The 20,469-nt window shown below is 71.4% G+C and carries 16 protein-coding genes and 1 pseudogene; 10 read left to right on the top strand and 7 right to left on the bottom strand.

What is annotated here, in order from left to right:
- Positions 1-174: 174 nt before the first annotated feature.
- Complete coding sequence (locus tag EF387_RS42715) at positions 175-1,374, bottom strand: zinc-dependent alcohol dehydrogenase (protein WP_128380514.1); 1,200 nt, start codon at positions 1,372-1,374, stop codon at positions 175-177.
- A 173-nt stretch (positions 1,375-1,547) separates the two neighbouring features.
- On the opposite strand from EF387_RS42715, the gene EF387_RS42720 reads away from it, so the two are divergent.
- Positions 1,548-2,501 (top strand): DUF3048 domain-containing protein, encoded by a 954-nt coding sequence (locus tag EF387_RS42720; RefSeq protein WP_202918453.1) that lies wholly within the window; start codon positions 1,548-1,550, stop codon positions 2,499-2,501.
- Positions 2,502-2,553: 52 nt separating this feature from the next.
- Here the strand turns inward: EF387_RS42720 and EF387_RS42725 are convergent, their stop codons facing one another.
- Both EF387_RS42725 and EF387_RS42730 read right to left on the bottom strand, forming a co-directional pair.
- On the bottom strand, positions 2,554-5,340 hold the full coding sequence (locus EF387_RS42725; RefSeq protein WP_128380523.1) for an FtsX-like permease family protein: 2,787 nt from the start codon (positions 5,338-5,340) through the stop codon (positions 2,554-2,556).
- Positions 5,341-5,345: 5 nt separating this feature from the next.
- Complete coding sequence (locus EF387_RS42730; protein ID WP_128381995.1) at positions 5,346-6,044, bottom strand: ABC transporter ATP-binding protein; 699 nt, start codon at positions 6,042-6,044, stop codon at positions 5,346-5,348.
- Positions 6,045-6,111: 67 nt separating this feature from the next.
- On the opposite strand from EF387_RS42730, the gene EF387_RS42735 reads away from it, so the two are divergent.
- Positions 6,112-6,720: a PadR family transcriptional regulator gene (locus EF387_RS42735; protein ID WP_128381996.1), complete on the top strand. Its 609-nt coding sequence runs from the start codon at positions 6,112-6,114 to the stop codon at positions 6,718-6,720.
- Between the two features lie 30 nt (positions 6,721-6,750).
- On the opposite strand, the gene EF387_RS42740 is transcribed toward EF387_RS42735, so the two are convergent.
- Entirely contained in the window at positions 6,751-7,215 is a 465-nt protein-coding gene (locus EF387_RS42740; RefSeq protein WP_128381997.1) for a MarR family winged helix-turn-helix transcriptional regulator, read from the bottom strand.
- Positions 7,216-7,440: 225 nt separating this feature from the next.
- Between EF387_RS42740 and EF387_RS42745 the strand changes: the two genes are divergently transcribed.
- From EF387_RS42745 to pcaDC, 7 genes are read left to right on the top strand one after another with little or no spacing between them, the layout of a single operon-like run.
- Positions 7,441-8,196 carry a CoA transferase subunit A gene (locus EF387_RS42745; protein WP_128381998.1) on the top strand — a complete coding sequence of 252 codons (756 nt, stop codon included), beginning with the start codon at positions 7,441-7,443 and terminating at the stop codon, positions 8,194-8,196.
- Positions 8,196-8,840, top strand: a complete 645-nt coding sequence (locus tag EF387_RS42750; protein ID WP_128381999.1) for a CoA transferase subunit B — start codon at positions 8,196-8,198, stop codon at positions 8,838-8,840. Before EF387_RS42745 ends, EF387_RS42750 begins: the two co-directional genes overlap by 1 nt.
- Positions 8,837-10,039, top strand: a complete 1,203-nt coding sequence (locus EF387_RS42755) for a thiolase family protein (RefSeq protein WP_128382000.1) — start codon at positions 8,837-8,839, stop codon at positions 10,037-10,039. Before EF387_RS42750 ends, EF387_RS42755 begins: the two co-directional genes overlap by 4 nt.
- Before the next feature lie 15 nt (positions 10,040-10,054).
- A complete protein-coding gene (gene pcaH / locus EF387_RS42760) occupies positions 10,055-10,825 on the top strand; it encodes a protocatechuate 3,4-dioxygenase subunit beta (protein ID WP_128382001.1) in 771 nt (256 codons plus the stop codon).
- A gap of 6 nt (positions 10,826-10,831) precedes the next feature.
- A complete protein-coding gene (gene pcaG, locus EF387_RS42765) occupies positions 10,832-11,395 on the top strand; it encodes a protocatechuate 3,4-dioxygenase subunit alpha (protein ID WP_128382002.1) in 564 nt (187 codons plus the stop codon).
- A complete protein-coding gene (gene pcaB, locus EF387_RS42770; protein ID WP_128382003.1) occupies positions 11,392-12,732 on the top strand; it encodes a 3-carboxy-cis,cis-muconate cycloisomerase in 1,341 nt (446 codons plus the stop codon). Before pcaG ends, pcaB begins: the two co-directional genes overlap by 4 nt.
- Positions 12,729-13,856 carry a bifunctional 3-oxoadipate enol-lactonase/4-carboxymuconolactone decarboxylase PcaDC gene (pcaDC, locus tag EF387_RS42775; RefSeq protein ID WP_128382004.1) on the top strand — a complete coding sequence of 376 codons (1,128 nt, stop codon included), beginning with the start codon at positions 12,729-12,731 and terminating at the stop codon, positions 13,854-13,856. Before pcaB ends, pcaDC begins: the two co-directional genes overlap by 4 nt.
- Positions 13,857-13,941: 85 nt before the next feature.
- Here pcaDC and EF387_RS42780 read toward each other — a convergent pair whose 3' ends face one another.
- Complete coding sequence (locus EF387_RS42780) at positions 13,942-16,683, bottom strand: ATP-binding protein (RefSeq protein ID WP_128382005.1); 2,742 nt, start codon at positions 16,681-16,683, stop codon at positions 13,942-13,944.
- Positions 16,684-17,022: 339 nt separating this feature from the next.
- Here EF387_RS42780 and EF387_RS42785 point away from each other — a divergent pair, with 339 nt between their 5' ends.
- A complete protein-coding gene (locus EF387_RS42785) occupies positions 17,023-17,979 on the top strand; it encodes a DUF2510 domain-containing protein (protein WP_128382006.1) in 957 nt (318 codons plus the stop codon).
- Positions 17,980-18,215: 236 nt separating this feature from the next.
- On the opposite strand, the pseudogene EF387_RS49060 reads toward EF387_RS42785, so the two are convergent.
- Together EF387_RS49060 and EF387_RS42795 are read right to left on the bottom strand one after the other, a co-directional pair.
- Positions 18,216-18,326, bottom strand: a pseudogene (locus EF387_RS49060) (phospholipid scramblase-related protein); the annotation flags it as partial.
- A 26-nt stretch (positions 18,327-18,352) separates the two neighbouring features.
- Positions 18,353-20,404 (bottom strand): phosphocholine-specific phospholipase C, encoded by a 2,052-nt coding sequence (locus EF387_RS42795; RefSeq protein ID WP_128382007.1) that lies wholly within the window; start codon positions 20,402-20,404, stop codon positions 18,353-18,355.
- Positions 20,405-20,469 lie beyond the last annotated feature (65 nt).

Genomic DNA, 20,469 nt, shown 5'->3' on the forward strand with positions numbered 1-20,469 from the left:
CCCGGGACTCGCGGCAGTGATGTGGCGGGACCCGGGGCCCCCGGCAGTGAGGTGGCGGGACCCGGGGCCCCCGGCAGTGATGTGGCGGGACCCGGGGCCCCCGGCAGTGATGTGGCGGGACCCGGGGCCCCCGGCAGTGATGTGGCGGGGGTCAGAGGAACCCGGCGTGGCCGATCAGCGCACACCCGGCTCCATCAGGATCTTCACCGCGCCGTCCCGTTTCTGCTGGAACATCTCGTACGCCTGCGGTGCCTCGGTGAGCGGCAACCGGTGGGTGGCGAAGCCGTCCACGCCCAGGGTGTCCTCGTCGGTCAGCAGCGGCAGGATGTCCGCGCTCCAGCGGCGGACGTTGGCCTGCCCCATGCGCAGCTGGATCTGCTTGTCGAACATGGTGAGCATCGGCAGCGGGTCCGCCTGGCCTCCGTACACGCCGGAGAGCGAGATCGTGCCGCCGCGCCGTACCAGCTCGATCGCTGTGAGGAGCGCGGCGAGCCGGTCGGTGCTGAAGCGTTCGGAGAGCCGCGCCCCGATGGCCCGGGGCAGCATCGACGACGCCGTCTGCGCGAGCCGGGCGATCTGGCTGCCGTGGGCCTCGGTGCCGACCGCGTCGATGACGGAGTCGGGGCCGCGGCCGTCGGTCACGTCCTTGATGGCGGCGACGAGTTCCTTCTCGCTGTCGAAGTGCCGCAGGTCGTACGTCTCCACGCCCCGCTCGCGCGCCCGGCGCAGCCGCTCCGGGACGAGGTCCACGCCGAAGACGCGTTCTGCGCCGCGTTCCCGGGCGATCCGGCAGGACATGTCGCCGATGGGACCGAGCCCGAGGACGGCGACGGTGCCGCCGGGAGGGATCGCCGCGTACTCGACGGCCTGCCAGGCGGTCGGCAGCACGTCGGAGAGATAGACGAACCGGTCGTCGGGCGGCCCCTCCGGCACCTTGATCGGTCCGAACTGGGCCTGCGGGACGCGCAGATACTCGGCCTGGGCGCCCGGCACGGCCCCATACAGCCGGGTGTAGCCGAACAGGGCCGCACCCATGCCCTCGCCGGTGACCTGGGTGGTCTCGCACTGCGTGGGCAGTCCGGCCGAGCACATCCAGCAGTGGCCGCACGCGATCTGGAACGGCACCACGACCCGGTCTCCGGGCCGGAGGTTCGGCACCTCGGAGCCGACCTCCTCGACGATGCCCATGGGTTCGTGGCCGAGTATGTCGCCGGGGGTCATGAACGGTGTGAGCACCTCGTACAGATGCAGGTCGGAGCCGCACAGCCCGCTGGAGGTGACGCGGATGACGGCGTCGGTGGGCTCCTGGATCTTCGGATCGGGCACGTTCTCCACGCGGACGTCCCTCTTGCCCTGCCATGTCACGGCCTTCATCGTGCGCCACTCCCTCCGTCTCGACCGGTCATGTGCGGCGCCCGGGTACCCGTGGGTAGGCGGGCGAATCACTTGAGGGACGGCTGGTGGCCCGGGTGGCCTGTCTGTTTCCGTGTGCCGAGCGGGTATCACCCGGATGGGTCCGCGAACAGACGATCGAGAGGTGCGGCGCGATGGTTGTGAAGCGGTTGCGACACGGCGCGCTCACGGCGGTACTGCTGACCGCTCTGGTCGCGGGCTGCACCACGGGGGACGGCGAGGGAACGGACACCGGACGCGAGGAGACCCGGCAGAGCACCGGGGAGCCCACCGGTCCCGTCCTCGCCGTGAAGATCGACAACGTGTCCGCGGCCCGGCCGCAGACCGGCATCGGCGCGGCGGACATCGTCTATGTGGAGCAGGTGGAGGGCGGCCTGAGCCGGCTGATGGCGGTGTACGCCACCAGGCTCCCCGAGGTGGTCGGGCCGGTGCGCAGTGCCCGTGAGACGGACCTGGAGCTGCTGCGCCAGTTCGACGAACCGACGCTGGCGTTCTCCGGGGCGCAGGGCAAGCTGCTGCCGCTGATCGACCGGGAGCCGTTGCGCGCGGTGCCGCCCGGCAAGGCGTCGGGCGCCTACTTCCGGGGCGAGGACCGGCCCGCGCCGCACAACCTCTATCTGCGGCCGGCGAAGGTGATGGAGTCCGTGGGCGGCGGGCCCGCCCTGGCGCAGACCGGCTTCCGCTTCGGCGCGGCGCCCGAGGGCGGCACCCCGCAGAACAGCCGCACCGTGCGCTTCCCCGCGGCCCGCTTCACCTTCACCTGGTCCGAGCAGCGGCAGAGCTGGCAGGTGGCGATGGACGGCACACCCGACCGGACGACGGACGGGAAGACCCTGGCACCGGCGACCGTAGTCGTCCAATACGTACGGGTGCGCGAGTCCCGGTTCCACGATGTGCGCGGCAACAACTCGCCGTACACGGAGACCGTGGGCTCGGGGAAGGCGGACGTCCTGCGCGACGGGCGGGTCCACCGTGTCCGGTGGGAGCGCGGGGCGGCACAGGACGGCACGGAGTTCACCACCGCGGACGGGAAGACGGTGAACTTCGCGCGCGGTCAGGTGTGGGTGCTGCTGGTGGCGGCCCGCTGAGTGCCGGTGGTCCGGCCGGGCGAGCCGCCCTTGTCGGTCTTCGGTCCAGTCTTCAGTCGGCCGCCAGCAGATGGGCCGGGGCGATACGGGACATGGCCCGGTTGGGCACGGACAGGACCCCACACACCAGCCCGACTGCGGCCAGCGTCGCCAGCAGTGCCGCGCCGGCCACCATCGGCAACCGCCCCGCCAGTACCCCCTGCCCGAGCGCCAGTACGGTCGCGAGGCCGGCGGCGGCGCCGGTGAGGCCGCCCAGCAGCGCGAGCCCGGCGCCCTCGTAGAGGGTGAGCCGCGCGAGTTCGCGGTTGGACCATCCGGTGGCGCGCAGGACGGCCAGGTCGGCGGCCCGCTCGCGTTGGGAGAGGACCAGCACGTCGACCGCTCCGGCCGCGCCGAGCAGCAGCGACAGGGCGACGCTCACATAGTCGGCCGTGCGGGCGTGGGCGACGACGGCGTTGCCGAGCAGCGAGCCGGCCACCTCGCCGCGGAAGGCGAGGGTGAGGCACAGCAGCACGGTGAAGGCCGCCACCCCGAGCGCCAGACCGGCCGCGCCGAGCACGGTCCGGCCGCGGGTGCGCAGCAGATTGCGGATGGCGAGGCCGGGGACGGAGCGGACGGCGACCGCCCGGCGGGTGGCGGTCACCGCGGGTGTGACCGCGTCCAGCGGCCGCACCCGGGTGGCCCGCCAGGCGGGCAGCAGGCCCGCGCCGAGCGCCAGCAGCAACGCGACGGGCAGCACCAGGGCTGCCTTCACCCCCGATCCGGGCAGGCCGAGCAGCGTCCCCAGTCCGTAGGCGAGGACTGCGCCCAGGGCACCCGCGCCGAGGCCGATGACCGCCAGCTCACCGAGGATCAGGCGCAGGATCTCCGATGTGCTCCACCCGACGCAGCGCAGTGTGCCGATCTCGGTGCGGCGCGACCGTACGGAGGCCAGTGCGGCCTGGGCGAGGAAGAGTCCGCAGACCACCAGGACCAGGACGAAGAGCACCGCGCTCTTGGTGTCGACGGCCTGCAGGATCCGCAGCGCCACGCCCTTGGCGACCCAGCGCTCGGTGACCTTGATGTCCGAGGGCAGCACGATGGTCTGCGGTGCGGGTGAGCTGCCGACGGTGACGTCGACCTGCAGCTTCGGGTAGGCGGCGCGGATCTGACCGGCCACGGAGTTGACCCGGGCCCGCGAGGTGGGGTCGACACCGGTGACGCCCTCGACGCGGATGCGGATGGCGCTGACCGGTTCCTTCTCGTGCGCCGGGGACTTTCTGCGGCTGTGGGTGAAGGCGGAGATCGAGTCGATCGTGGTGAGCAGGGTGGGCGGCGGGCTGAGGTAGCCGCCGAGGTTGCGGTCGGGCCGCAGGGGCTGGTTGCGCAGGGCCTTCCGGGAGCGCGCGTCCGCGCCGGTGACCTGCGGGGGCTGGTAGGTCTCCAGCGGGACCCGGGACAGTGCGGAGAAACCGCGCAGCTTGGCGGGGTCGTAGCGGCCGACGACGCGGATCACCGGATCCGGGCGGCGTCCGGAGTCTTCGCGGTCGCAGGTCTTGAACGACCCGCACACGGTGGAGGCATGACCGGTGACCTTACGGAACTGGGTGCCCGCGTTCTCCTCGGGGATGTACCTCTGCGTTTTTTCGAAGTAGTTGTCCTCCCAGATGCTGGGCGGCTGGGCGGGCCGTGTCTGCGCGACCAGGCCCTCCTCGGTGCTGCGGTAGCCGACCGGTCCGACCGTCCAGTAGTTCACCACGTCGAAGCCCCGTCCGCCGTCGGTTATGGACCGGAAGGCTGTGGCGAGGTCGGCGGTGACCGTTCCGACGGCGGTGCCCCGCAGGCCGTTGACGAAATCGTGGGCGCTCGGCCTGCTCAACTTGCCGGGCAGGGCCTTCGGATCGCCGACGTCCAGCCGCTCGACGCCGGCGCTCAGGGTGCCTGCGGTCAGGGCGCGGCTGCTGAGCATGACCGGGACGTTGTAGTCGTGCTGCCGTTCTTCCTCGACCGGACCCTGATCCCATTCGGCGGCGGCCCAGACGGGCCGGTCCTTGGCGGTGAGCATCCGGCCGGAGGTGACCGTGTCGCTCAGCCCCACGAGTTGGTCCTCCGCGGCCGGGTCGATCGCCGACAGCAGTACCGGGAAGGAGACCGGCACCTGGGCCGTGGCCTTCCCGTTCCCCGGTACGCAGGTCATGGTCGAGCGGGCGTCGAGGGAGAACACCGACTCCGGGTCGTCGTTCCAGTCGAACATGGGCTGGGGCAGCTTCTCGCCCAAGAAGTCGGTCTTCGCCCCGCTCTTGTCATAGTTGTAGAACCAGCACACCGCGTACTTCTTGCCGCCCGCCTTCTCGTTCTCCAGATAGTCGTCCATGACGATCGGGTTGCGGGTGAGGTAGACGTACTGGTCGGCGACCGGGTAGCTGCCCAGGCCGGCCTGCAGCTTCGGTGTGAGGCGCAGCAGTTGGGCCGGTGCCTCGCTGTCGCGGAACTTCGACACATCGATCCTGACCGTGCCGTCCACCATCAGGTAGCCGATGTTGGCAACGGGCGCGGCGGTCTCGACTCCGGAGAGGGACTTGATGCGCCGGTACTGGTCGAGGCTGATGCCGCCGAAGATCCCCGACAGGAAGTTGGGCTCGACCAGGCCGCGTTCCCGTTCGACCTCGGTCTGGGTGCCGGGCGGCCGGACCAGGATGTCGTACGCGGAGCGGGCACTGTCCTCGACGATCCCGGTGGTCCGTGCCTGGCTGGTGGTCACCGTCGAGGTGAGCAGGGTGAAGCTGGTGGCGGCGACCAGGATGCCCGAGGCCAGCGCGAGGGCGCGGGAACGGCGTCTGCGCAGCTGGGAGAGGATCATGGCGATCACGGACGCAGACCCCCGAGCCGGTCGAGCACGTCGGGGGCCGGTGCCACGCGTTCGTCGGTGACGATCCAGCCGTCGTGCAGCCGCACGATCCGGTCGCAGGCGACGGCCACCTCCGGGTCATGGGTGGTGAGCACCATCGTCATCCCGTACCGCTCGCGCAGCGACAGCAGCAGATCGATGATCTCCCGCCCGGTCGCGCTGTCGAGGTTGCCGGTCGGCTCGTCCGCCAGCAGCAGCCCGGGCCGGTTGATCAGCGCCCGGGAGATCGCCACCCGCTGCTGCTGGCCACCGGAGAGCTCGGACGGCAGCGCGTCGCCGCGTTCGCCCAGACCGACCGCCTCCAGCAGCTCCATCGCGCGGGCCCGCCGGTCGAAGTCCACCCGGCGGGGCAGCACCGGTGCCATCACGTTGTCCAGCACGGTCAGCGCGGGCAGCAGATGGAAGCGCTGGAAGACGAACCCGACCCGGCGACGGTGGTCGTCCAGCCGGCGAGGCGTGAGTTCCTCACCGTCGATCTCGACGGCTCCCTCGTCCGGCCGGTCCATCCCACCGATCAAGTGCAGCACGGTGGACTTCCCCGAGCCCGACGGCCCGGTGATCGCGACGGCCTCACCGTCCCGTATCTCCAGGTTCACGGCGTCCAGGGCGGTCAGCCCCGGATACCGGCGGGTCACGCCCCGCAGTCTCACGCCCATGTGCGTTCCGCCTTCCTGCATTGCCACAATGCAGCGGTACATTGTCACAATTCAGGGGAGGTGCAAAATGCCGCTGCATCACGCCGTGCTGGCGTTGCTGACCGAGGGACCCGATCATGGTTACGAGCTCAAGGGCCGTTTCGAGGAGGCCGTGGGCCCGCAGTGGGGCGGCCTCAACATCGGCCACCTCTACCAGATCCTGGACCGTCTGGTCCGCGACGGCTATGTCACAAAGTCACTGGTGGCGCAGTCGGACCGCCCCGACAAGACCCTGTACGAGCTGACCGCGGCCGGGCGGGAGGAACTGCGGGAGTGGGCCACCAGCGCATGGGTGCGCACGGGCGGTTTCCGCGACGAGTTGTTCCTCAAGCTGTTCGGTGCCTCGGCCCTCGGCACGGACGCGCTGAGCAGCTTTGTGACGGCGCAGCGCCAGGCCTACCTTTCGGAACTGGCCGGCCTGACCCGGCTGCGGCGCTCCCACACCGGCGATCCGCTGGTGGCCCTCCTCATCGACGCGGCCATCGCCCACACCAGGGCCGACCTGGAACTGGTCGAGGGCGCGGCCGACCGGCTGGCACCGATCGCCGGATCGGGCACGCAAGTGCCGGTTCGGGCGGACGGGAACGAAGCACGGGAGGGGACGCGGGAGCCCAAGCCGCGGAAGAAGGGGGCCTGACGCCTTCCGGCCTGCCGGGCCGGCGGCGCCTCAGCGCTCGGTGCCGACCACTTCCGCCGGGTTGCGGAGCCCTTCCGCCGCGTCCGCCACGCGCTGGATCAGTTCGAAGAACAGGGTCTGCTCGTCGGCGGAGAGGGGGGCGAGGAAGACCTGGTTCATCCGGGCCGTGCGCACGGTCAGCTTGCGGTGCGTGCGTTCCCCGTCGTCCGTGAGCCGCAGCAGGAAGCGGCGGCCGTCCTGCGGGTCGCGGACCTTGTCCAGCAGCCCGCGGCGGGTGAGCCGGCTGATGACCTCGGCGATGGTGGAGCGGTCGAGGCCCACCCGCTCCCCCACCGTGCGCTGGTCGAGGCCCGGTTCGTCGGCGAGCGTGTTCAGGACCGCGAACTGCGGTGAGGTGATCTCCTCGGAAACCATCGTGTTCCACAGCAGGTAGTGCGCCTGCTGGAGCCTCCGGGCCAGGTGCCCGGGATGGGTGGTCAGATCCACCGCGGCCATGTGCGCTCCTCATGCCTGGGCGTTCCTTGATTGATTCGTTCTGTGTACTGAACAATAACGCCAGGCATATCAATCCGTCTCTGACCTGGTCGACTTCCCGAAGGCGCTGATCGGGGGCCTTGACGGGAGGGTCCCGGAATGGCAGCTTGAGGAAACCTCGGGGAGATTAATCAGTGCCCTGACTAAGTGAGGCACTGGGCGTTTGGAAGAGATGGGGCTGGGCCGATGGACAAGGTGGTGCCCACAGCCGCTGAGGCGGTCGCCGATGTGCCCGACGGCGCGTCGCTGGCGGTCGGCGGGTTCGGGTTGAGCGGTGTGCCGAATGTGGTGATCCAGGCGCTGTACGAGCGCGGAGTGACCGGGCTCAGCGTGGTCTCCAACAACTGCGGGGCGATGGACTCCGGGCTCGCCGTGCTGCTCGCCGCCGGGCGGATCGCGCGGGTGACCGGGTCGTACATCGGGGCGAACAAGGAATTCGCCCGGCAGTACCTGGCCGGGGAACTGGAGGTGGAGATGATCCCCCAGGGCACGCTGGCCGAGCGGCTGCGGGCCGGCGGCGCCGGCATCCCCGCCTTCTACACCCCCGCCGGAGTGGGCACCCAGGTCGCCGACGGCGGTCTGCCCTGGCGCTACGACGGCCAGGGCGGGGTCGCGCTGGCCTCACCGCCGAAGGAGGTGCGGGAGTTCGACGGCACCGAGTACGTGCTGGAGCGCGGCATCCGCACCGACTTCGCCCTCGTCCGGGCGGCGAAGGGCGACCGGCACGGCAACCTGGTCTTCAACAAGTCCTCGCGGAACTTCAACCCGCTGGCCGCGATGGCCGGGCGGATCACCGTCGCCGAGGTGGAGGAGCTGGTCGAGCCCGGCGAGCTGGACCCGGACGCGGTGCATCTGCCGGGCATCTTCGTCCAGCGAGTGGTGACCCTGACCCCCGAGCAGGCGGCCGACAAGAAGATCGAGCAGCGGACGGTGAGCAGCTGATGGCCTGGACGCGTGAACAGATGGCGGCCCGGGCGGCCCGTGAGCTTCAGGACGGCCAGTACGTCAACCTCGGCATCGGTCTGCCGACGCTGATCCCGAACTATCTCCCGGAGGGCGTGGAGGTGATCCTGGAGTCGGAGAACGGCATCCTCGGCACCGGCCCCTACCCGACCGAGGACGCCGTCGACCCGGACCTGATCAACGCCGGCAAGGAGACCGTCACCGTCCTGCCGGGCGCCTCGTTCTTCGACTCCGCACTGTCCTTCTCGATGATCCGCGGCGGGCACATCGACGTCGCCGTGCTGGGCGCGATGCAGGTCTCCGCCGGCGGTGACCTCGCCAACTGGGCCATCCCCGGGAAGCTGATCACCGGCATCGGCGGGGCGATGGACCTCGTTCACGGCGCACGCACGGTCATCGTGGTGATGACCCACACCGCCAAGGACGGCAGTCCGAAGATCCTCGAGGAGTGCGCGCTGCCCCTCACCGGCAAGCATTGTGTGAACCGGATCATCACCGACCTCGGCGTACTCGACGTCACCGACGACGGACTGGTGCTGGTGGAGACCGCGCCGGGCATCACCGTGGAGGAGATCGTGGACAAGACCGATGCCAAGGTGACCGTCGCGGAGGGTGTGCAGTGAAGACCGTCTACGTCGTCGACGCCGTCCGCACCCCGGTCGGCCGCTACAACGGTGGCCTCGCGGGCGTCCGCCCGGACGACCTCGCCGCCCACGCCATCCGCGAACTCCTCGCTCGCACACCCGAGCTGGACCCGGCGCGGATCGAGGACGTGTACTTCGGCAACGCCAACGGCGCCGGTGAGGAGAACCGCAACGTCGGCCGGATGGCGGCGCTGCTCGCCGGGCTGCCCACCTCCGTCCCCGGGGTGACCGTCAACCGGCTGTGCGCATCCGGTCTGGAGGCCGTGATCCAGGCCGCCCGCGCGATCGCGGTCGGCGACGCCTCGGTCGCGCTCGCCGGGGGCGTCGAGTCCATGACCCGCGCGCCATATGTGCTGCCCAAGAACGACAGGCCGTTCCCGGCCGGGCACACCGAGCTGTACTCGACCACGCTGGGCTGGCGCATGGTCAACCCGAGGATGGACCCGCAGTGGACGATCCCGCTCGGCGAGTCCGCGGAACTCATCGCCGACAAGCACAAGATCAGCCGTGAGCAGCAGGACGAGTTCGCGCTCGCCTCGCACCGGAAGGCGGCCGCCGCGCAGCAAGCCGGGCTGTTCGACGCGGAGTTGGCGCCGGTGAGTATCCCGCAACGCAAGGGCGAGCCCGTCGTCTTCGCCGCCGACGAATGCGTACGGCCCGACGCGTCGCTGGAGGCGATGGCGAAGCTCAAGCCGTCCTTCCGCAAGGAGGGCGGTACAGTCACCGCGGGCAACGCCTCACCCCTGAACGACGGTGCCGCCGCGCTGCTGCTCGTCGACGAGGAGGGCCTGCGCGCCACCGGCCGGGAACCGCTCGCCCGGATCTCCGCCACCGGCGTGTCCGCGATCGAACCGCACTACTTCGGCCTCGCCCCGGTGGAGGCGACCAACCGCGCCCTCGCCAGGGCCGGGAAGACCTTCGCCGACCTCACCACGCTGGAGCTGAACGAGGCCTTCGCCGCCCAGGTGCTGGGCTGTGTCGCCGAGTGGCCCGAGTTCGACCCGGCGGTCCTCAACCCGCAGGGCGGCGCGATCGCGCTGGGCCACCCGCTCGGCGCCTCGGGCGCCCGGCTGGCCGGCACCGTCGCCCACCAGCTGGCGCGCCGCGGCTCCGGGGTCGGCGTCGCCACCCTCTGCATCGGTGTGGGCCAGGGCCTCGCCCTCGTCCTCGAACGCTAAAGGTCAGGAATCCTCATGGCTCTCACGCAGTCGGACATCGACCTGGAGATCAACGACCTCCAGAACGCCTACGACAAGGCCGTCGCCGGTGGTGCGCCGGTACTCAACCACCCCTCGCGCGACTACGCCCCCTACCGCAGCTCCGTGCTGCGGCACCCCAAGCAGCCGCTGGTCGCGGTGAACGGCGGCGACCCGGAGACGGTCGAGCTGTCCGGTCCCGTCTTCGGCGTCACCGACATCACCGAGATCGACAACAACCTCACCATCCAGCACCAGGGCGAGCCGCTCGGTGAGCGCATCACCGTCAGGGGCCGGCTGCTGGACAGCGGCGGCCGTCCCGTGCGGGGCCAGCTCGTCGAGATCTGGCAGGCCAACGCCTCCGGCCGGTACGCGCACCTGCGCGACCAGCACCCGGCACCGCTCGACCCCAACTTCACCGGCGTCGGCCGGACCCTTACGGACGATCAGGGCCGGTACATATTCACCACGATCAAGCCGGGCGCGTACCCGTGGCGCAACCACACCAACGCCTGGCGCCCGGCGCACATCCACTTCTCCGTCTTCGGCACGGCGTTCACCCAGCGGCTGATCACCCAGATGTACTTCCCGGGCGACCCGCTGTTCCCGTACGACCCGATCCTGCGCTCGGTGACCGACCAGGCCGCCCGGGACCGCCTCGTCGCCACCTACAACCACGACCTCTCCCAGCCCGAGTTCTCCCTCGGCTACGAGTGGGACATCGTCCTCGACGGTCCCTCCGCCACCTGGATCGAGGAAGGCCGCTAAGTCCTGATGAGCGAGACGCTTCTCCCCACCCCGTCCCACACCGTCGGCCCCTTCTACGGGTACGCGCTCCCGTTCCCCGACGGCGAGCAGATAGCGCCCGCGGGCCATCCCGACACAATCACCCTGCACGGGTACGTACTCGACGGCGAGGGCAAGCCGATCCCGGACGCCCTCCTGGAGTTCTGGCAGGCGGCCCCCGACGGCTCCCTGCGGGGCGCTCCCGGCTCGCTCCGCCGTGACCCGGTGACCGGCGGCCATCTGGGCCGCAACGGCACCGACTTCACCGGTTTCGGACGTGTCCCCACGGACGCCGACGGACACTACGCCCTGCGCACGCTGCCGCCGGGGAACGCGGGACTGCCGTACCTCAGCGTGTGCGTCTTCGCCCGGGGTCTGCTGCACCACCTGTTCACCCGGGCCTATCTGGCGGACGGGGCGGACACGCTGCTCGACGCGCTGCCCGCGGAACGCCGGGCCACGCTGATCGCGGCCGAGGGACCGGGCCGGACGTACCGTTTCGACATCCGCCTTCAGGGCGAAGGCGAGACGGTCTTCCTGGAGTTCCAGTGACTTCTGCCGCTTCCGACGGTGTGGACGCCGGTCTGCTCGCCCCCGGGCGGGCCGGCTCCCCCGCCGAGTCCGCCACCGGTGACGGTGCCTTCCTGCGGGCGCTGCTCGACGCGGAGGCCGCGCTGACGCGTGCGCAGTCCGCGCTGGGACTGGCACCGGCCGAAGCGGCGACGGCGGTGACCTCGGCGGCCGTTCCCGAACGTTTCGACGTCCGGGACCTCGCGGTGCGGGCGCGAAGTGGCGGGAACCCGGTGATCCCGCTGGTCGCGGATCTGACGAAGGCGGTCGGCGCGGAGTTCGGGCCCTATGTGCACCGGGGCGCCACCAGTCAGGACATCATGGACACGGCGACGATGCTGGTCGCCGCGCGCACGCTCGGCCTGGTCCTGGCGGACCTGGAGCGTACGCAGCACGCGCTCGCCGGGCTGGCCGCGCGGCACCGGGACACGGTGATGCCCGGCCGGACGCTCACCCAGCACGCGGTGCCGACGACCTTCGGCCTGAAGGCGGCGGGCTGGCGGTCACTGGTGCTGGACGCACGGGACCGCGTCACGGCCGTACGGGACGCTCTTCCCGTCCAACTCGGCGGCGCCGCAGGCACGTTGGCGGCGTTCACGGCGTACGGTGCGGACGACCCGCTGGCGCTGCCGGCCGCGTACGCCCGTGAACTCGGGCTCCAGGAACCGCTGTTGCCCTGGCACACCCTGCGGACGCCGATCGCCGACCTCGCCGGCTGCCTGGCCTTCACGACCGGGGCGCTGGCCAAGATCGCCGCGGACGTGCTGGTGCTGACCCGTACGGAGATCGCCGAGCTGGCGGAGGGCAGCGGCGGCGGCTCCTCCGCGATGCCCCACAAAGCCAACCCGGTGCGCTCCACGCTGATCGCCGCCGCGGCCCGGCGCGCGCCGCAGCTCGCGGCCACGCTGTACTCCTCGCCCGCCGCCGAGGACGAGCGGCCGGCCGGGGCCTGGCACGCCGAGTGGGAGCCGCTGCGCGACCTGCTCCGGCTGACCGGCGGTGCCGCCCGTGACGCCGCGGCGCTGGTGGAGGGGCTTCGGGTGCACGCCGATGTGATGGCTCGTCACCTCCGGCTGACCCATGGGCTGATCGTCTCCGAGCGGCTGTCGGCCGAGCTGGCGCCGCTGCTCGGCCGGGCCCGTGCCAAGGAACTGCTGACGGACCTGGCCAGGCGCGCCTACGACGAGGGTCTGCCCCTGTCCGAACTCCTGGCCGGAGAACCCGAGTTGAAGGACGTCGATCTCGAGGGGCTCACCGACCCCGCCCACTACACCGGCTCCGCCGGTGCCCTCACCGACCGTGCCCTGGAGCGACGTTGACCGAGAAGCTGCTGAACCACCGCGCCGAGGGCCCCGTCACCGCGCCCCCACTGATCCTGGGCCCTTCGCTGGGCACCTCCCTGCGGCTGTGGGACGCCCTCGCACCCGAGCTGTCCATCACGCACCGGGTGGTCCGCTGGGACCTGCCCGGCCATGGCGAATCGCCCGCGGAGCTCATCGGGCCCGGCGCGACCGTCGCCGACCTGGCCGGGCTCGTGCTGGCGCTCGCGGACTCGCTGGGCCTCGAGCGCTTCTCGTACGCGGGTGTCTCGCTCGGAGGCGCCGTGGGTCTGCAGCTGGCCGTGGACCATCCGGAGCGGGTCGAGTCCCTGGCGGTCCTGTGCTCGTCGTCCCACTTCAACGGCTCCAAGATGTGGGAGGAGCGTGCGGCAATGGTCCGCGGGGCAGGGCTGGCCGAGGTGGCCGGCACCGCGAACGCCCGCTGGTTCACTCCCGGGTTCACCGTGCCGGAGCTGGTGGCCGACCACCGGGAGGCCGACCCGGAGGGGTACGCGGCCTGCTGCGACGCCCTCGGCGCGTTCGACATACGCGACCGGCTGTCCGAGATCGCCGTCCCCACGCTGCTCGTCGCCGGCCGGGAGGACCCCGCGACACCGCCGGCCCATCTGCGGGAAATAGCGGACGCGGTACCGGCCGCGGCACTGGTCGAGATCCCGGGAGCCTCGCACCTCGCCGTCGCCGAATGCCCGGAGGCCGTGCTGACCGCTCTGCGCGGCCACTTCTCCTCAGGCGCCAAGCGGGGCATGGAAGTGCGCAGACAGGTGCTCGGCGACGAGCACGTGGACCGGGCCCAGGCCCGTCAGACTCCCTTCACCGCCCGGTTCCAGGACTTCATCTCCCGCTATGCGTGGGGTGAGATCTGGACGGACCCGACGCTGGCCCGCCGCGAACGCAGCATGATCACGTTGACGGCGCTGGTGGCGCACGGGCACTACGACGAGTTGGCGATGCACATCCGCGCCGCCCGGCGCAACGGGCTCACCCCGGAGGAGATCGGCGCGGTGCTGCTGCAGACCGCGGTGTACTGCGGGGTGCCGGCGGCCAACTCGGCGTTCGCGGTGGCGCAGCGGGTGCTGGCGGAGGAGGACGATGCGGCCGGGTGACCTGCCGGTCGCGGACGTGGAGCCTGTGTCTTGTCGTGTCTGATGCACCGGCCGGGTTCGGACACAGGCTCTCACCGGCACCCCGTCAGTCCCGTATCGTCTTCAGCGCCTCTTCCGCCTTGGCCGCCACTGCGTCCGCGCCGCAGGAACGGGCGAGGGTCAGGCCGCGGCGGAGTTCGGCGGCCGAGCGGGCTGCGATGCCGTACTCGACGCGGGCCGCCGCGTGTTCATAGGCGCAGGGTGACGCCTCGAGATAGGCGACGGCCTGGGCGGCGAGAGACACCGCGCGTTGACCCGTGGCCAGTGCGGCGGCCACGCGGAGTGCTTCTCCTATGGCCGTGTCCGTACCGAAGCGTTCGGCCTGGACGCGGGCCTCGGTGGCCAGTTCGGCGGCGCGGCGGGGGTCCTCGTGCGCCAGTATCCGGGCCAGGTCACCCGCCCAGGGCGCCATCACGGTGTTGTGGCGGCCCCGCGCGGCGGTGGCCTTCTCGGCCGCCTCCAGTTCGTTGACGCCCTCCTCGACACGGCCGGCGGCGAGCAGCAGCCGGCCGCGTACGGAGTGGGCCTCCGGCACCACTATGGCGGCCGGGTAGGGCGGCCCGAAGCTGTATCGTTCCGCGATCTCCTCGGCCGCGTGGACATGGCCGCGGGCCAGCAGGGTGTCGATGAGCATGCAGGCCGCGTCCCACTGAAGGGGCAGGCCCTGCCCGATACGGTCGGCGAGCCGCAACGCCTCCCTCAGATACTGTTCGGCTTCCGTGAGCCGCCCGCGTCTGCGGTGCACATAGCCGAGGAACATCCGGGCCAGCGCCAGGTGGCCGCCGCTCCAGCCGGCGGACTCGAACACGCGCAGGGCCTCGGTGAACAGGCTCTCGGCCCGGTCGAGCCGGTCCGCGACCGCGTACGACGTGCCGAGCATCATCAGCACGTCCGAGCCCCACTCGGTGTCGGTCCAGCCGAGGCCGGGCGCGAGCCGGCCGTTGACCAGTGCGCGGTCGCAGAGTTCGACGACCTCCTCCGCGTTCTCACCGCGCATCATGGCGTCGAAGGCGCGCAGGATGAACAGGACGCGCTCGGCGTTGTCCCGCCCGGTGAGCGTCCTGACCAGTTCGGCGAGGTCGCGTGAGCGGCCGGGGGCGTCCTCCTCCGCCTCGTGGATGCCCTCCCACATGTAGTGCATGGCCTGCAGCCGCATCCGCGCGGGCCCGGGAGGCTGCCGGGCGGCCTCCGCGTCGACCGTGCGGACGGCCTCCTCCATCTGGTCGTTGTGGACCAGGGCCTGGGAGAGCCGGCAGACCGCGTCCACCCGCAGTTCGTTCTCCAGGCCGTGGATGGTCAGGGCCTCCTGGAGGTGGCGAATGGTGGTCGCGGGTGAGGTGAGCAGTGTGGCGCAGCCCAGTTCGTAGAGCACGCGCGCGTGGACCTCGGGCAGCGGCGGCTCCAGCAGGGCACGCTCCAGACAGCGCCGGGCCGCGTCGGGTGCGCCGACGGCGAGGTGCTCGCGGGCCGCCTCGCGCAACTGCTCGACGAGTTCGGGGTCGTCGTCCGGGATGACCTGGAGCAGATGCCGGGAGGCCGCGGCGGCACCCCGCCCTGATTCGGTGACGAGGGTGGCGGCGACCCCGTGCATCGCGGTGCGCAGGGCGTCGGGGATGGAGCGGTAGACGGCGCCGGCGATCAGTGGGTGGACGAACTCCAGGGTGGTTACGGTGCCCTGGTTGTCCATCAGGTCCGCCACGGTCAGGCCGACGGCGCCGGTCGGGCCGTCCAGCGGGTCCATGGGGCCCATGGGATCCGACTCGGTCAGGATGCGGGCGTGGCACAGCAGTTCGGCGCAGCGGGCCGCGGTGGCCTCGCTCAACCCGGCGAGTTTCGCGGCGAGTTCGAGGGAGATGCGGCTGCCGAGGATGGCGGCGGCGCAGGCGAGGTGGGTTGCGTCGGTGCCGAGTTCCTGGAGCCGGGCGACGAGGCCGTGGCCGCGCGCGGTGCGGTTCAGACCGCGCAGTTCGGCCGCCGAGGACTCGACCGGCTCCAGCTCGCCGTCCTGGACCTTGGCGAGGAGTTCCACGGTGTCGTACGGGTTGCCCCCGGTGACCGCCCACACCTCGCGGCAGAACGGTGCGTCCGCGCGCTCCCCGAGTGTGTCGCGGGTGATCCCGGCGGTCGCCTCCGGGGTGAGGGCCCGCAGGGTGGTCCGGTCGTCGGCGGCGGCGGTGATCCGCTGCAGGTGGGGCGCGCTCTCGTCGGCGAAGCCGCCGGGGCGGTGGGCGACCACGACGAGCACCGGCAGGTCGTCGAGGCGCTCGGCGAACTCGGCGAGCCAGTGCAGGGTCTCCTGGTCGGCCCAGTGGGCGTCGTCGACGATCAGGACGAGGGGCCACTCGCGCTTGGCCAGCCGCCGTACCGCGGCTACCAGTCCGTCGCACACGCCTTGGGGGTCGGGCCGGGTTCCGCCCGGGTCGGTGATGCCGAGGGCGGGGCCGGCGATCTCGTACCAGTCGCCCAGGTATTCGCGGGCCTCTTCGGGCATCAGGGAGACCAGGGCCGGCTGCAGCAGCTGGCGTACGACGTTGAAGGGGACGGAGGTGACGACCTCGCCGCCGCGGGCGGACCAGACGGTGCAGCCCTGTTCCTCCGCGATGCGGCGGGCCTCGGCCAGCAGGGCCGTCTTCCCGATGCCCGCCTCGCCGCTGAACACCAGCAGCGTGCCTGCCGACGCGTTGTCCGTGCGTAAGGTGCCGATGGCGGTCTCGACCGCCTCGAGTTCCGCGTCCCGCTCCCACAGCGGCGGCCCCGAGGCGGCCCGCCCGGGCCCGGCCTCCGTCATCCCGCTACCTCCCCAGCGTCGCCCTGAAAACGACGTACAAGGCTCGAGCCTAGCCGTCCCGGGGACTCGGGGAGGGGGGTCTGCGCAGGTGTTGCCGTGATGGGTGATGGTAGGGGCTCGGGGTCGACGCGGGCCTGGTGAGTGCGGGTGGCCGCGGGGAACCGTTCCTGCCCGTCCGGCGTGCGCCGGCCGAGCCGTCCGGGCCGATGCGGGGTCCGGGGGCGGCAGTCCCCGAGCTACGGGATGGAAGGGGCGGAGTGGGGCGAAAACCCCTGGATGGGTCGCACGCGGTGCGCAGCTCTCATCCGGATCTCACGGACACCTCATACGGTGGAGGGCATGACGCAGGAGACTCCACCGGGCTGGTACCCCGACCCGGGGCAGACGAGTGACGGCCCTCCCACCGAGCGCTGGTGGGACGGCAAGGCATGGACGCAGCAGACCCGCCCGGTGGGGGCCGCCGCCTGGGGCCCGCCGGCCTACCCTCCGGGCTACCCGCCGGCGGTGGGAACGGCGCCGCAGCCGCGCCGCGGCCTGCGCACGGGCATCGCGGTCACCGCCACGATCCTGGTGCTCGCGGGCATCGGCGGCGGCGTGTACGCCCTCACCGCGGACGACGGCTCCGGCGGTTCGGGACGTACGAACGCACAGCAGCCCGGGCCCGGTTTCTCACCTCCCGGGGGCCAGGACGGACCGGGCGACGGGGGCGGTCGGGGCGGACCCGACGGTGGCGGCAGCGCGAGCCCGGCGCCGACGCCCACCGAGGGCGGCGTCGCCACGGACGCCGCGAGCGGCATCAGCATGCCGGTGCTCGACGGCTGGCGCGGTATCTCCGACACAATCGGCGCGGGCGTGTCGACGGGCGAGTACCAGTGCCCGGGGGACACCTCGAAGTCCTGTGTGCGGGGCGGCGCCAACTCCCTGCCCGCCGTGGCCCTGGGCCTGAAGGCGACCACGGCCGAGGCTGCCGCCAAGCAGGACATCGCGAGCAACGCCGAGCAGTCCTACGGCGGAGACACCTACGGCAAGATCACCTCGCACGAGGAACTGGCCTCCAAGGCGGTCACCGTGGCCGGGCAGAAGGGGTACATGGTCCGCTGGAAGGTGATAACGGAGAAGGGCGACGACGGCTACGTGGAGTCGCTCGCCTTTCCGTCGCCGTTGAAGAAGGACATGCTCGTCGTCGTCCGTTTCGGCATCGACGTCAACAGCAAGGCCCCGAAGGTGGCCGTCATGGACGAGATCACCAAGGGCATCAAGGCGGCCTCGGGCGGCGGCAGCGGCCAGGACGTCTAGGGCTCGTCTAGGGCCTGTTCTGAGTTGGCCCGTGGGAGAAGGAGCGGCGTTCGGTGCGTGCGATCGGCGTGCCGGACGAATGCCCTAGTGGCGGAGCTACTCGGGCGTTTGGCCGGTGCGGCGCGTGTGCGTGCCGAACGCCGCGACGCCGCGGGCCAACTCGGAACAGGCCCTGGGGCCTTCTGTGCGGGCGGGTTGACCGGCGCGGCCTGAAGGGGCCGCGCCGGAGCGCCTCGTCCGAGCCCGCGGTTGTCCTGCTTGAGTGCGGTGTCGACGGCCGACGCCGTGGCCACGATCATGCTGATCAGCGGCTCCGGCAGCTGGAAGTGGATCTGCAGGACGTAAGACCGCCGGCCCGCGAATCGGGGTGACGTCAACCGGTGGCGAACGCCGGGTCACTCACCCCCGGTCGGCCGTTCTCGACGTGCCCGGCGAACCGGCGCAGGAACACGGTGTCCGTCTCGGAGGTGACGGTCAGGTCGTACCAGCGCCTGCTGGAGTGCAGCGACACCGTCTGCCGCACGGTCGCGCCCGGCCGCACGGTGACCGTGCGGGTCCGTGCGTCGTAGCCGCTGACGACCTTCAACCTGACCGTCGCGCGGCCCTTGTTGGTGAACGTGAGCTCCACGTCGTCGCCGCGCTGACGCAGCGTCACCTCGGGACCGGGCTTGTTGCCCCTTCCCTTGAAGGCGCGCAGGAAGCCGTTGGGGCCGTGCACGGTCAGGTCGTACACGCCGCCCGAGTTCGCGGTGTTCCAGGTGTCCGAGAGGCTCTTTCCGGCCCCGGTGGTGTACGTCCAGGGACCGTCGGTACGGCCCCGGGCGGTGACGAGGAAGGAGGCGCCGGCCTTGGCGCCGGAGGCGAAGGTGAGCTTGAAGCTGCCGGCCTCCGTGGCCGGTGAACCGTCCACCACCGGCGCGTACTTGAGCGGACGCGCCGGGCGCAGACCGCGCTCCTGCCGGGGCATGCTCGGGTCGGCCGGCGCCGTGGGGCGGTAGTCCGGGTGGCGTTCGCGGTCCGGCGGCTCGTAGTCGTCGGTGTCGGGCAGCGCGGCCGGCCGGCTGTCCTTGCGGGAGAAGTCGAAGGCGGCGGTGAGGTCGCCGCAGACGGTGCGCCGCCACGGCGAGATGTTGGGCTCGCGCACCCCGAAGCGGCGCTCCATGAACTGGAGGATCGAGGTGTGGTCGAGGGTCTCGGAGCAGACGTAACCGCCCTTGCTCCAGGGCGAGACGACCAGCATCGGCACCCGCGGGCCGAGGCCGTACGGGCCGGCGACGAGTTTCGAGTTGCCGGGGAAGAGGTCCAGGCTCACGTCCACGGTGGACTTGCCGTGTGCGGGTGATCGCGGCGGCAGCGGCGGTACGAGGTGGTCGAAGAAGCCGTCGTTCTCGTCGTAGGTGATGAACAACGCGGTCTTCGCCCACACGGCGGGGTTGGAGGTGAGTGCGTCCAGGACCTGCGCGATGTACCAGGCGCCGTAGTTCGTGGGCCAGTTGGAGTGCTCGGAGAACGCCTCCGGGGAGGCGATCCAGGAGATCTGCGGCAGCTTCCCGGCCTTGACGTCCGCCTTCAGCCGGTCGAAGTAGCCGTCGCCGTTCTTGACGTCGGTGCCGGTGCGGGCCTTGTCGTACAGCGGGTCGCCCGGCACCGCGTTGCGGTACTTGTTGAAGTACAGCAGCGAGTTGTCGCCGTAGTTGCCGCGGTAGGCGTCCTGGATCCAGCCCCAGGAGCCCTTCGCGTCCAGGCCGTCGCCGATGTCCTGGTAGATCTTCCAGGAGATCCCGGCCTTTTCGAGGCGCTCGGGGTAGGTGGTCCAGTCATAGCCCAGTTCGTCGTTGCCCATGACGGGCCCGCCGCCCTGACCGTCGTTGCCGGTGTGCCCCGTCCACATGTAGTAGCGGTTCGGGTCGGTGGAGCCGATGAACGAGCAGTAGTACGCGTCGCAGACGGTGAAGGCGTCGGCGAGCGCGTAGTGGAACGGGATGTCCTCGCGCGTCAGGTAGGCCATGGTCGTGGTCCCCTTGGACGGGACCCACTTGTCGTACTTGCCGCCGTTGTAAGCGGCCTGCCCGTCGGGCCAGCTGTGCGGCAGACCTTCCAGGAACTGCATACCGAGGTCGTCGGCGTCCGGATGGAAGGGCAGCAGATCCTTGGTGCCGTCCGACTGGTGCCACACCGACTTGCCGCTGTCGAGGGTGACGGGGTGGGGGTCGCCGAAGCCGCGGACGCCTCTGAGCGCGCCGAAGTAGTGGTCGAAGGAGCGGTTCTCCTGCATGAGGACGACGATGTGCTCGACGTCCTCGATGGTGCCCGATCGGTGGTTCGCGGGCAGCGCCGCGGCGCGCTGGATGCTGGCGGACAGGGCGCTGAACGCGGTGGTCGCGCCCGCTACTTGGAGGAAGCGGCGCCGGTTGACTTCAGCCATCGGTGGTGGACCTCTTGTCCTGACGGGGGTGTGCCGGTCGGGGTGGTACCTGCGCGAAACGAGTG

It is taken from the genome of Streptomyces cavernae (genome assembly GCF_004023625.1).
Classification (GTDB): Bacteria; Actinomycetota; Actinomycetes; order Streptomycetales; family Streptomycetaceae; genus Streptomyces; species Streptomyces cavernae.

Excerpts from the sequence above, each read along its gene's own strand:
- EF387_RS42735 (WP_128381996.1), top strand. The coding sequence starts at position 6,112 with ATGCCGCTGCATCACGCCGTGCTGGCGTTGCTGACCGAGGGACCCGAT.
- EF387_RS42785 (WP_128382006.1), top strand. The coding sequence starts at position 17,023 with ATGACGCAGGAGACTCCACCGGGCTGGTACCCCGACCCGGGGCAGACG.
- EF387_RS42750 (WP_128381999.1), top strand. The coding sequence starts at position 8,196 with ATGGCCTGGACGCGTGAACAGATGGCGGCCCGGGCGGCCCGTGAGCTT.
- EF387_RS42745 (WP_128381998.1), top strand. The coding sequence starts at position 7,441 with ATGGACAAGGTGGTGCCCACAGCCGCTGAGGCGGTCGCCGATGTGCCC.
- EF387_RS42795 (WP_128382007.1), bottom strand. The coding sequence starts at position 20,404 with ATGGCTGAAGTCAACCGGCGCCGCTTCCTCCAAGTAGCGGGCGCGACC.
- EF387_RS42740 (WP_128381997.1), bottom strand. The coding sequence starts at position 7,215 with ATGGCCGCGGTGGATCTGACCACCCATCCCGGGCACCTGGCCCGGAGG.
- pcaH (WP_128382001.1), top strand. The coding sequence starts at position 10,055 with ATGGCTCTCACGCAGTCGGACATCGACCTGGAGATCAACGACCTCCAG.
- EF387_RS42720 (WP_202918453.1), top strand. The coding sequence starts at position 1,548 with ATGGTTGTGAAGCGGTTGCGACACGGCGCGCTCACGGCGGTACTGCTG.
- EF387_RS42725 (WP_128380523.1), bottom strand. The coding sequence starts at position 5,340 with ATGATCCTCTCCCAGCTGCGCAGACGCCGTTCCCGCGCCCTCGCGCTG.
- EF387_RS42780 (WP_128382005.1), bottom strand. The coding sequence starts at position 16,683 with ATGACGGAGGCCGGGCCCGGGCGGGCCGCCTCGGGGCCGCCGCTGTGG.
- EF387_RS42715 (WP_128380514.1), bottom strand. The coding sequence starts at position 1,374 with ATGAAGGCCGTGACATGGCAGGGCAAGAGGGACGTCCGCGTGGAGAAC.
- pcaG (WP_128382002.1), top strand. The coding sequence starts at position 10,832 with ATGAGCGAGACGCTTCTCCCCACCCCGTCCCACACCGTCGGCCCCTTC.
- EF387_RS42730 (WP_128381995.1), bottom strand. The coding sequence starts at position 6,044 with ATGGGCGTGAGACTGCGGGGCGTGACCCGCCGGTATCCGGGGCTGACC.